Genomic DNA, 1,785 nt, shown 5'->3' with positions numbered 1-1,785 from the left:
TGGCGGATGCCGAGCGTCTGCTGAAGGGGATCGACAAGATCAGTTTCAACTATTTCACCGCCAAGGATGTGGTGCGGCATCCGCTGGTTGCCAGAATCATCGAGGCGTACGATTCCGACGACAATGTCTGAACTGGTCGACACCCTAGCCGAGGATCACCGCTGGAACGACGTTGGACTGGATGCGCTGGCCGAAGACGCCTGTGCCGCCACGCTGCAACATCTCGGGCTTCCGGCGGACAGGTTCGAGATCAGCCTTCTGGGATGCAATGATGCGCGCATCGCCGTCTTGAATGCCGATTTCCGGGGTAAGCCGCAGCCGACCAACGTGTTGTCATGGCCGGCCGAAGATCGCGCATCCGATACCGCGGGAGGGCAGCCGACCCTGCCGTCCGTCCCGCCACCCGATGCGCCGGAGGAACTGGGCGACATCGCCATCGCCTACGAAACCTGCCGGCGCGAAGCGGAGGATGCGGGAAAACCGCTCAGGGACCATGTGACGCATCTTCTGGTACATGGAACGTTACATTTGTTGGGTTATGATCACATTCGCGACGAAGATGCCGCATTGATGGAAGGAATAGAGGCCGGGATACTTGCCCTTCTGGGGCTTCCGGACCCATATAGGGTAGATTAGGGCCGCGATCATGGCTCTGGACATTTGGAAAGGACCTATGGGCGACGCAGAAGGCGGGTCTAACGCAGCGCAGAGCGCGCAAGACCCTGACAGTAAAAGGCAGCGCGGCTTTCTTGGCCGCTTATTTGGTGCCAAAACGCCCTCGGACAGTCACGAGGAACAAGTCAACGGAACCAAGTCCGCGGGTCAGCGCCCGGTGCCGGGCCTGTCGGCGCTTGGCATGGCGAACCTGCGCCGGATGCGCCTTGACGACGTGGCCATCCCGACGGCCGAGATCGTGGCAGTCCCCGTCGACATCAAGAAAGACGAATTGGTTGAGGTGTTCCGCAAGAGCGGCCTGACGCGTCTGCCAGTGTATGACGGAACGCTGGATACGCCGATCGGGCTTGTCCACCTCAAGGACTTCGCGCTGAAGCACGGTTTCAACGGCAAGGGGCCGCGGTTCTCGCTGAAGGGTATGGTTCGGCCGCTGATCTTTGCACCGCCTTCGATGCCCATCGGCATCCTGCTGCAGAAGATGCAGAGTGAACGGATGCACATGGCGCTTGTGATCGACGAATATGGCGGCGTTGACGGTCTGGTGACGATCGAGGATCTGATCGAGCAGGTCGTCGGCGAGATCGAGGACGAGCACGACACCGCGGAAGGCGCATACTGGACGCAGGAAAAACCCGGCGTCTACCTTGTTCAGTCCAAGACGCCGCTTGAAGATTTCGAGGCCGAGATCGGCATGAAGCTTGCCGGCGAAGACGAGGACGAGGAAGTCGACACGCTGGGCGGTCTGGTCTTTGTGCTGATGGGCCGGGTTCCGGCGCGCGGCGAGGTGGTGCAGCATCCTGCGGGCCTAGCAATCGAAGTGGTCGAGGCTGATCCCCGCCGGATCAAGCGGCTGCGGGTGCGTTTACCGGGTTCCGCCACGAAATGAATGCGGCAGTGCCGGCGGGGCTGGTCGCGGGCTGGCGCGGCACGGGGGTCGCGCTTTTGTGTGGCGTCGCCGCCGGGTTGGGCCAAGTGCCCTTTGCGCTGCCGGTTCTGGCGCTTCCTGCCTTCGCGCTGGCGGTCGCCCTGTTCAGGCACTGCAGGACGCCCGGGGCCGCGCTCCGGCGCGGTTGGAGCATCGGTGTCGGCTATGCCCTGATCGTCTTGTTC

The 1,785-nt window shown here is 62.5% G+C and carries 3 protein-coding genes and 1 pseudogene; all 4 read left to right on the top strand.

Annotation, left to right across the window (positions count from 1 at the left end; all coding sequences use genetic code 11):
* Window positions 1-131: PhoH family protein (locus WBB85_RS16135; protein WP_432639618.1), on the top strand; the 131-nt coding region annotated here is incomplete at its 5' end.
* The gene (ybeY, locus tag WBB85_RS16130) at window positions 124-636 is read left to right on the top strand and encodes an rRNA maturation RNase YbeY (protein WP_432639617.1); all 513 of its coding nucleotides are present in this window, start codon (window positions 124-126) and stop codon (window positions 634-636) included. The genes WBB85_RS16135 and ybeY, both read left to right, overlap by 8 nt.
* Window positions 637-673: 37 nt before the next feature.
* Window positions 674-1,561, top strand: a complete 888-nt coding sequence (locus WBB85_RS16125) for a hemolysin family protein (protein WP_432639616.1) — start codon at window positions 674-676, stop codon at window positions 1,559-1,561.
* Window positions 1,558-1,785, top strand: a pseudogene (locus WBB85_RS16120) (apolipoprotein N-acyltransferase); the annotation flags it as partial. The gene WBB85_RS16125 and the pseudogene WBB85_RS16120, both read left to right, overlap by 4 nt.

This window comes from Albidovulum sp. (genome assembly GCF_049646345.1).
Lineage (GTDB): Bacteria > Pseudomonadota > Alphaproteobacteria > Rhodobacterales > Rhodobacteraceae > Albidovulum.
Note: the sequence above shows the minus strand (reverse complement) of the source record. Positions and strands in the feature narration are given on the sequence as shown.